At 49.8% G+C, this 9614-nt stretch carries 11 protein-coding genes; 5 read left to right on the forward strand and 6 right to left on the reverse strand.

Going from position 1 to position 9614, the window contains the following annotated elements:
- Positions 1-61 precede the first annotated feature (61 nt).
- The 5 genes from INT32_RS20860 to INT32_RS20880 all read left to right on the forward strand — a co-directional run bounded on the left by INT32_RS20860 (position 62) and on the right by INT32_RS20880 (position 3635).
- Entirely contained in the window at positions 62-1300 is a 1239-nt protein-coding gene (locus INT32_RS20860) for a nitrate/nitrite transporter (RefSeq protein ID WP_226817331.1), read from the forward strand.
- A 54-nt stretch (positions 1301-1354) separates the two neighbouring features.
- A complete protein-coding gene (locus tag INT32_RS20865; RefSeq protein ID WP_193090618.1) occupies positions 1355-1762 on the forward strand; it encodes a ribonucleotide reductase subunit alpha in 408 nt (135 codons plus the stop codon).
- A 429-nt stretch (positions 1763-2191) separates the two neighbouring features.
- Complete coding sequence (sdhC, locus tag INT32_RS20870; protein WP_193090619.1) at positions 2192-2560, forward strand: succinate dehydrogenase, cytochrome b556 subunit; 369 nt, start codon at positions 2192-2194, stop codon at positions 2558-2560.
- On the forward strand, positions 2557-2898 hold the full coding sequence (gene sdhD, locus INT32_RS20875; RefSeq protein WP_193090620.1) for a succinate dehydrogenase, hydrophobic membrane anchor protein: 342 nt from the start codon (positions 2557-2559) through the stop codon (positions 2896-2898). Before sdhC ends, sdhD begins: the two co-directional genes overlap by 4 nt.
- A gap of 38 nt (positions 2899-2936) precedes the next feature.
- Complete coding sequence (locus INT32_RS20880; protein ID WP_193090621.1) at positions 2937-3635, forward strand: succinate dehydrogenase iron-sulfur subunit; 699 nt, start codon at positions 2937-2939, stop codon at positions 3633-3635.
- A 141-nt stretch (positions 3636-3776) separates the two neighbouring features.
- Here the strand turns inward: INT32_RS20880 and fdxA are convergent, their stop codons facing one another.
- From fdxA to INT32_RS20910, 6 genes are all read right to left on the reverse strand, one after another.
- Positions 3777-4100: a ferredoxin FdxA gene (gene fdxA, locus INT32_RS20885; protein WP_193090622.1), complete on the reverse strand. Its 324-nt coding sequence runs from the start codon at positions 4098-4100 to the stop codon at positions 3777-3779.
- A gap of 35 nt (positions 4101-4135) precedes the next feature.
- The gene (locus tag INT32_RS20890; RefSeq protein ID WP_193090623.1) at positions 4136-4465 is read right to left on the reverse strand and encodes a cupin domain-containing protein; all 330 of its coding nucleotides are present in this window, start codon (positions 4463-4465) and stop codon (positions 4136-4138) included.
- Between the two features lie 310 nt (positions 4466-4775).
- Positions 4776-5759, reverse strand: a complete 984-nt coding sequence (locus tag INT32_RS20895; RefSeq protein ID WP_193090624.1) for a spore coat U domain-containing protein — start codon at positions 5757-5759, stop codon at positions 4776-4778.
- A 6-nt stretch (positions 5760-5765) separates the two neighbouring features.
- On the reverse strand, positions 5766-7985 hold the full coding sequence (locus INT32_RS20900) for a fimbria/pilus outer membrane usher protein (protein ID WP_193090625.1): 2220 nt from the start codon (positions 7983-7985) through the stop codon (positions 5766-5768).
- A 183-nt stretch (positions 7986-8168) separates the two neighbouring features.
- On the reverse strand, positions 8169-8765 hold the full coding sequence (locus INT32_RS20905) for a spore coat U domain-containing protein (protein WP_193090626.1): 597 nt from the start codon (positions 8763-8765) through the stop codon (positions 8169-8171).
- Positions 8766-8897: 132 nt separating this feature from the next.
- Positions 8898-9575: a molecular chaperone gene (locus INT32_RS20910; RefSeq protein ID WP_226817332.1), complete on the reverse strand. Its 678-nt coding sequence runs from the start codon at positions 9573-9575 to the stop codon at positions 8898-8900.
- Positions 9576-9614 lie beyond the last annotated feature (39 nt).

Genomic DNA, 9614 nt, shown 5'->3' on the forward strand with positions numbered 1-9614 from the left:
TCCCGCCCCAGCACGTAACGCCAGAGGCGGGCACGCCGGCACATACCCACCAGGAGCAACTATGGCAGCGCATAAATCACCGATGTTTGTTTTGTGTATAACGACCTTCGCATTCATGGTGTGTTTCGTTGTCTGGATGATGTTCGGCGTCGTTGGCATTGCCTTGCGCAAAGAACTCGGACTGAACGGCGCCGAGTTTGGGCTGCTTACGGCAACGCCAGTACTCACAGGCGCATTGCTACGGCTGCCACTGGGTATGTGGACCGATCGTTTTGGTGGCCGCATCGTTATGACAGCCCTGCTTGTCGCCTGCGCGATCCCGGTCTATCTTGTCTCATATGCCACCGCGCTGTGGCAATTCCTGCTGCTCGGCTTGTTCCTGGGCGTCGTGGGCGCCTCTTTTGCTGTCGGTACTCCCTATGTGGCCAGGTTGTTTCCTCCCGAAAGGCGAGGTTTTGCCATGGGGTTTTTCGGCGCTGGCACCGTCGGTGCCGCCGTCAACCTCTTTGTCACGCCAGCGTTGCAGTCTGCGCTGGGCTGGCGCGCCGTTCCCAAAATATATGCCATTGCCCTGCTGGCCACAGCGCTCGTCTTTTGGTTCGGTTCGGTCAAGGACCCTGGCGTCAAGAAATCCACCGTTTCGCTGGCCATGCAGCTCAGTATCATCAAAGATCCACGCATCTGGCGGTATTGCCAATACTACTCCATCTGCTTCGGCGGCTTTACCGCGCTCTCGCTTTGGATTCCCCAGTACATGATGGCCGAGTTCGGATACTCCATCGTACTAGCCTCCGCGCTTGCGGCAGGTTTTTCGCTACCCGGTTCAGTGTTAAGGGCAGTCGGCGGCGGCATGGCCGATCGCTACGGCGCGCACAAGATAACATGGTGGGGGCTCTGGGTCGCCTGGGTGTGCCTGTTCACCCTGTCCTATCCGGACACTACCTTCACCATCAACACTATTAATGGCCCGCTCAGCTTCCATATTCATCTCCCAGCGCCAGTCTTTACCATACTGTTGTTCATTCTAGGCTCGGTGTTTGCCTTCGGTATGGCGTCGACTTTCAAATATGTTGCTGATGACTTTCCCGAACAGATGGGTATTGTTACCGGCATCGTGGGGCTGGCTGGCGGGCTTGGTGGATTCCTGCTGCCGGTCATGTTTGGTGCCGTGCTTGAGTTCTCGGGTATCCGATCAAGTACCTTTATGCTACTGTACGGTATCGTCTGGGTATCACTGATTTTGCTCTATCAGTCCAATGTCCGCCGTGTCAGAATGGACGGCCAGCTCAACAATGAATAACCTGGCCATTCGCTCACGCATAGACCATGCTAAAGAACACAAGGTAAGTTGCGCATGAACATTTCCTGTTTTGATGAACTTCTCGCCGCAGCGCGCCAACAAGCCGAGCCTCAGCGGCTGCTGTTTGTCTTCGTCTCGGTCGAACTGCCCGACGACTGCACGCCAGAACAACGCACAGCTTTCGAGGCCGGCTCAGGTGGTGCGCTCACGCCTCTGGCCTGCCTGGACAAATCCCCGGAAGAGCTCGATACCTTTGAGGCGTTGTGCGCAGAATCGCGTCAATACATGCCACATTGGACACTGGTCTTTGCCGCCGCGTTGTCAGGTACAAAAGGTCGGCCGCTGCGCAGCGAAGATGCCGAAGCCCCATTGAACAAAATGGTGGAGATGATCAAGTCGGGAATTACCGGCACGCTTATCCCTTTCAATACCAGCGGTACTGCAGTTACGCTGAACGCATGATTGCGACGCGTTCGGAATGAGTGGGAAAATTTTTTCCACCATAAATTGAAATTCTAAATACTGCTGTTAGAAAATTCTACTTTTCAAACCGTTCACTTTTTTTGGCAGGACTACCCTCTTTCGCTGTACAGCAATATACGTTGATCTTAGTATGTAGCTCAGCATCAAGAATAATGGTTATTGTCTGACGCGCTTTTGCTGCCACTGCAGTTTTCTTTTCGCCTCTACCTTGATTAATCGATTTTTGTGCTGCTTTGTTGATCGTTGGCTGATTTACTGTTTCAAAAATACGTTCGAGTGTGCTACGTAGCTTGTTGATCTAAAGCTCATATGGGACTGGGCGCAGGGGTGTATGTCGTCGTCTCTCTTTTTTAAGCAAAAGAGGTACCGTGATCGTTCGAATCAACATAACATTTATACGGGAGGACCATGAAAAGGCCCATCTTTTTTAATGTATTCCAGATCCAGATGCCGGTCGGGGCCATCACTTCCATCATGCACCGCCTTAGCGGAATCCTGTTGGCTGTAGGCTTTCCGTTTAGTATTTACCTTCTGGATTTGTCCTTGGATGGGCCCGACGGCTACAAACGGGCCATTTCTCTCATTCATGGCCTTCCCGTTCGCTGTCTGGCTATTGTCTTCGCCTGGGTGCTGGGCCATCACATGCTGGCAGGCATTCGCCACCTACTCAGCGATATTGATAAAGGCTCAAGTCTACCGGCAGCGCGTCGCAGCGCCTGGATAGTCAATTGCATCAGTCCGTTGTTTGCTGTCCTTGCCGCCGTGGCTTTTCTATGAAAAAAACACCAATTAGCGGTCTCGGCGCCTGGATCATCCAACGGTTCACTGCAATTTATCTACTCTTTTTCTTTCTTTTTCTGCTGGTGTACTTCGCGTTTTATCCGCCCGCTTCGTATGAAGCATGGCGTGATTCGATTTCCGGCACAGCACTCAGCACTACAACCGTCGTATTTTTCGTTGCATTGCTTATTCATGCGTGGATAGGACTTCGCGACGTCATTATGGATTACGTCAAGCCTTTACCGCTTCGGATGACCGTCCTGGCATTGATCGCGCTCGGCCTAATTAGCATGACGGTTTGGATTACGCAAGTGTTATTCACTGTGGGTGCCTGAAGAGCCATCACTTGCGATACTTTACATGGGGAGCATCTATGCAGCTGTCAATCTACAGATTTGATCCAGACAGAGATACAAAACCGAGGATGCAGCACTTTGATATAGAGATCGGTCCCAATGATCACATGTTGCTGGACGTCATCTTGCGCATTAAAACGGAAGTCGATGATTCGCTGACCATTCGCAAATCGTGCCGCGAAGGCATTTGCGGCTCAGATGCTATCAATATCAATGGTCGTAACGGGCTCGCGTGTGTTACACCAATAGCAACATTGAAAGGCACCGTTGTATTGCGTCCCTTGCCCAGTTTACCGGTCATTCGCGACCTGGTCGTAGACATGACCCAGTTTTACAAGCAATATTGGTCGATCAAGCCATATCTGATTAATGACGACCCTCCGCCCGAGAAAGAGCGCTTGCAATCTCCTGAAGAACGGGACTCGCTTAACGGTCTTTACGAATGCATCATGTGCGCGTGCTGCTCAAGCCAATGCCCATCATATTGGTGGAATCCTGACAAGTTCGTCGGTCCCGCAGGATTGTTAAATGCATATCGATTTATTGCTGATAGCCGAGATCAGGCCACCGAAGAACGGCTGGATGACCTGAACGATGCCTACCGTGTCTTTCGTTGCCGCACGATCATGAACTGTACTGAGGTTTGCCCCAAGGGGCTTGAGCCATCTCGAGCGATCGAACACATTCGGCTGGCGATGGTGAAACATTCGCTATAAGGGCATAAATGTCGGTTTCAAATCTGAATATCTGGCTTTGACGAAATAGAGGAAAATTTGAAGTACGCGGTTGAATTTGAGGATTTGATATTACGCGAGCACGTGATTGACGAGCACGTGCTCGGTGTGGACTATCGTTAGTCAGCGCTCCAACAGTTCCAGCTTGTCCTTAACATCGGCCCATTTTTCTGCCTCGGGTAAGGCATCTCGGGTTCGGGAGATGGTTTGCCATTTGCCCGCCAGTTCCACGTTAATTGGGATGAAATGCACCTGGCTGGCGGGAACCTCGTTATCTGCGAATATTGCATCTACAGGGCACTCCGGCACACACAATGCGCAGTCGATGCAGTCTTCAGGTTCGATAGCCAGGAAATTCGGCCCTTCGCGGAACGCATCAGTTGGACACACCGAAACACAATGTGTGTACTTGCATTTGATACAACTTTCGGTGACGACAAACGTCATAACATACCTATTTGATGTAGTGTAGATGCGCGCTACTAGTCGAGTAGCAAAATAGTGACAAGAACCGAGGCATCTTCCAGCGCTTTCACCGCGTGATTGACGTTACCTGCAAGGCAGATTAAATCGCCCTTTCGCATCAATTGGGTAGTTTCGCCTGTGATGAACTCAATAGTTCCCTCTAGACACTGGACCGTTATCTCCCCTGAGACATGATGCGCAGGTGTAGCCCGTCCTTCCAAGATAATCATCCGGAATACCTCCAACCGGTCTGATTTGTACAATGTTTTAGTAACGGTTGTCTTGAGCTCTTCTTCCAGAGGGCGAATGTCGATCAACTCGCCTGACAATGCATGATGTAGGGCCATAGCGATCCTAAAAAAATTGAACCAATCACACGACTACCAAAGTAGTATAGAAGTTGCTGAGCAGCTCGGCACAACGAGATAAGTGAGCGTACTCATATTATGCCAGCCCTGACGTTGGGTTTGTGTAAAGTAGTCCCAGACGGTCAGTACTGGGTGAAACCCAGTCTTTGAGAGAAGTAGTCCGCGATAAACACCCTATTGGCCGGTGCCATTCATGCCTTCCTCTCCTGTTGGATGTGTATATTCTGGCTGCTAACCCCAAGGGCACCGGCCATGATTAAACCAAATCGCAGGATCTATTTTCAATAGGTTAATAGGTAATCGTTACCGTAATGGTATCTTTGTAGTTGGCTGCCCTGAGTCCGGTCTGGGGCACAACTTTTCCATATACCGACGCATTCTGCGCTGCTCCTGTTGCCACACCGGCAAGCGTCTCGGCAGTATTTAGCGCAGCGCCCCATCGCTGGGAACGCGCTGAATCTTTGTACAATTCGTAATTAATAAACTGACCATCTCCAGCTTTCATGCGTCGCTGATTTCCCACAGCATACAAACCGTTATTTAAACCAATTTGATAGGGTGTTCCCTTAGTACAGGTTGAAGCGATCGTGCTTGTTGACATTACGTTTACTGAAAAATTGCTCGGTTGGCTACCGAAATTTAATGGTTGCGCATTAATCTTGCAGGCGCTAATTAAACTGGCAGCAATCGGAAACGAAATGTTCGCTGGCGTTCCGGTGACTGTACACGGACTCTGACCTATAACCGAGACAATCGCCATCCGCACGGTAACAGGTAAGGTTGAATTATATTGTCCGACACTGCGTAGCATGAAAGGATTCGTCACTGGAATTCGACCATGAACGGTTTGTGAACCCCGTGCTGTCGCCAGCAAGCCGATGGCGTACGGACCATGGTGGATAATGACAGGTGGACTGGCTGAACCATAGACATTGCCGAAAACTGTCGTCAGAGCTGGGTTCGAATACACGTTATATGTCAGTTTTTCTGACGAAATCGTAGTATGAGTCAACACTCGGCTATTTACATCCGTGTCTTGCGGACCACGGCCGATTTCGATACATACTTTTATATAACTCAACAAAGTAATCAGAGAAGAACAAGTGTAATTGATAGTCGCATTGACATCGACAGTAGTCGGCGTGACAGGATTGATAACCCCAAAATTCAGAGAAGTAATAGTTGCAGTACAACTTGCCTGCGCGCGCTCCGTCGCAAATAATGAAGCAAGAGTGAAAACACATAGTAGACCGAACAATTTAAGTACGCGCATGGGTGATTACTCCTTACATACCAGCGGCCCAAGCCGTGGGATTGTGTCTTCGTTATTGGTGTAATCGAATTGCACCTGACAGGTGCCAGACTCCAATGATACGGTGACCTGATTATGTGGCTGCAATTGTTCCAAGTACGCAATGCCATCGTAACCTACAATGGTTTCTGAGCCGCCATTGAGCACAACCCGTGTTCCCAATGGCAACGGCTGACCGTTACGATCATGCAGGACCACCGTTGCCGCACGGGCCGGCGCAACCTTAAAGAGGACACGCGTACCTGACCCTCTCTCCGGTGCGACCGTTGTATTAACCTTATCGATCATCATGTTTGCCGGTAATACCGAGGGATCAATCGAAATCTGATTTTTTTGATAAGAATTCAAAGGTGTCACAATCAGCAACCCGCTATTATTGGTTGTACCATAGTTACGATTTTCCAGCTGGACCGGTACATCCTTGACGCCATTGGTCGAGACCACTGCAAAGCCATCTGTAATCTGCCGACTGGCAAATACGCCGCCCGACATAAGCACCAGGGATCCTGTCGTATTGGCATACGCGGCGCTATTGCCCCTGTCGCTTTGGACCCCCGCTGAATACTCGCCATAACGACCTCGATAATTTGCGCTTGCATACAAGCCAGCAGATTGTCGTTCGTATTGCGACTGAACCATCCATGACAACCCTTCATCGTCTTCAGACCGCCGGAATACGCTGGCCGTGTAGCGGTTGGTGTCATTGAGTGCGGTGGCCGACACATAGGCCGAATAGCGTTTGTCAAAACTGAAGGACACGCCCAGAAACAACGTCTGACGTCCGGATTTGTTCAAATCCTTGTTGTAGTTCAGTGTCACATTCACTGTGTCATTGAGTTGTTTGTTCCAGTACACATTCAGATAGCGATCTGCCGGCTGCTCGAAATACTTGAGGTTAATGTAGCTCACGCCCAACTGGCCCCATTGGTCCAAATTGACACCAGCCGACAAAATCCGGTTGGTTTCAGGGACCTCTGAACCATACAGTGAGGCAACATCACGATAGGTTTTTTGCGCTTTTTTCAGGTCCGCGCTCACGTGAAAGCGACTGCCCTGCCACTGGTACCCCCAACTGTACATACTGCCCCGCACATTATTATGCTTACTGCTTGCATATGAACCAGACACGACGCCGAACTGACCCAGCCGCGCGTTTACACCTGCGCCGTAGTTCACCAGCTTCTTGGTGCTTTCGGCATGTGCTTCGGCAGTGATTGCATTGGTCACCCCGTAGCGAATTGAGCCGGAATACATCGGGTCATGGCCGTAATCAAATGATTTGATCCCGTACGATTTGCGCACATAACCGGCCTCGATGGACCAGTCGGCCAGTCCTTTTTTCAGTAATGTTGTGCTGTTATAAAACGGCAGCTCGACTGCCCGCTGCTTGCCCATTGCATCAGTCAACACCAATGTGGCATTACCTGCGCCACTGATATAAGGCATAGTCTGAATATTGAAGGGACCTGCAGGTACCTCTTGTTCAAACTGTTTGATCCCATTCACATAGAGTTCTGCATTGGAAGGAATATCCGCTGAACCCAAAAATGAGGGTAGTGGCGCGGTAGAAAAATAGGGCTTCAAAGCAAAATTGCGACTCAGCTGAATGCCGCCGATGCGGGTGGGACGCGACCACGGCACAGCGGCGGTGTGCGTGTCGCCCAGCCGCAGGCTCACTGCACTGCCCGGCCAGGACGTTTCCCATTGGGTGTCCAGGCGCACTGAATCACTCTGCCCTGCAATCTGCTGAGTGCCTGATTCTTTCTTGAACAGCGCCGTATTACTTAACACGCCCAACGGGCTGAAAAACCTGAGCTCGGAAAAAGCGCTGATGGATTTATAGCGATTTGTTGAGTGCCATGCGTAAATGTCATAGTTCAGCAGCAGCCCCGTACCCGTAGAGACTTCAATATCGGAAGACGGCACATTTGTCAACATCGTGGACTCCAGGTCCAGCTCATCTAGCGGGACCGTCATGGACAGTCGCTGCAAGTTTTGATTGTAACGGTAACTCAACAGGTCAACATCATCCAGTGCAATTGGTGAAGTGCTGTCCTCGGACACGCGAAATCCCAAGCTGCGCAAGACGCTTGGACTGGCAGACAACTTGCCATTTTTTTCAGTGAAAGGTGTTAAATTGCTGATCGGGTTTCCGTTAAGCGACACGTCAAGATAGACAGTGTTCAATCCCTCTTCAGTCTTTGCGCTGGCGTCATTTTGCCGAATCGGTGGAGGAATATTCTGCGCCCGGGCCAAATCGGCCAGAGCACAGAAAACTATCAGCAGACTAGCTATCTTTCCTGGTTTTATCCATTCAACCATTCGCAGCCATTGTTATGCTCCTGAGACATAATTATTCCGATAGCCGAATCAAAATGTCACTGTGGCTGTAATGGTATCTTGATAATTCCCGACGGTGTAGTTGGTACTTGGAACTCGACCATATACGGTATGCGTGTCCTGGGTGCCCGTTCCGGTTGCCGCTTTAGTGTCTGTATCCAGCGTATTGCCCCAAATCGTGGCATAACTTGCATCCTGATAAAGCTGATACGGCACAAAATCCGCTGTATTGTCAGGCGCGGTGCTAACGCCAATCATCCGCCGGGTATTAACGTCAGCTGCTGTGCTTGCATGCAGTCCCTCGTTCAAGCCCAACTGGTAGGCAGCGCCGTTGGTACACGTCACAACCAAATTTGTCGTGCCGGCAACCTGAGTCTGGAAAGAATCATGCGAGCCAAAGGCCAGTGTTTGAGCCCCATTACCCAACGTACTGATATTGCAAGATGGTGTAATTGAAATGGTGACATCAAATGTTGTGGAATCTGTTGCTGCATAGGCACTCATCGTACCCATCATTGACGCCACGCCCACACAAGCGGCCATCATAGTAGCTTTCATTATCATTATTATCCCTTTACAGAGAAGTGCTACGTTGACGATAAAAGTCAATTGACTTCTATCAATCAATCAAAATAGCAAGCATAATGAATTCGAGCAAGGCCATTTACCATCAAAGCGGATAAAACAACAGTATTATTTCAAATGGTTACCATTTATTGGTAATAGATGGCTTTGCGTGATGTATCCGGCCTTCGAGACTTATAAGCCGAAGCCGGGCACTGAAACCTGCAGTGTTTTGCCGTTCATCACCGCATGAAACGTTCCACCAGAAGCAAAAAGACGAGACTGTCTTGAAACAGACCACTGTCGGGTGCTATTGGCGAGTGCATAACCAAACAAACCCTGGTTAATAACCAAAGTTTGACCTTTATTGCTGGTGAATTTCAAATCACTCAGCTTCGCACGCGTCGTTCCCGAATTACTAATGGTCAACAGCACGTTTCCTTTTGTACCTGGTTCCAGGTGCCACTTGAGAAGCGCAGGTGTAGACGTGCCCATTCCCTGGATGAAGACAGGAACCGAGTATCGAAGCGCGAAGGTTAATCCCTTGCTTGCAGCACTTTCCAATGGCAGCTCATCTACAACAATACGATATGCTTGCTCGATTTGAGCTTGAGCTTGCCCTACTCTGACCAAACGAACAAATTGCTTATTCCCGCTTTGAATTTTGATCATTGGGGGACTGGCTACAAAGTCCGATGTAGGATTAAGCACATCCGTTCTATTGTTTTGATCCCACTTGAACACCCGTACTTGCACATCCATATCTGCGTTTGAAGTATTGGTCAGCCACAGCCCATCGGATTTTTGCGTCTGTTTGATGTCCAGCACGATGGGCGTAACCTGAAGGCCAGCAGCATAGTGTAAATACCCCATTTATAACACAGTCATCTCGTAGAGAATTTATGCCGCATT

Source organism: Advenella sp. FME57 (assembly GCF_014897675.1).
Classification (GTDB): Bacteria; Pseudomonadota; Gammaproteobacteria; order Burkholderiales; family Burkholderiaceae_B; genus Advenella.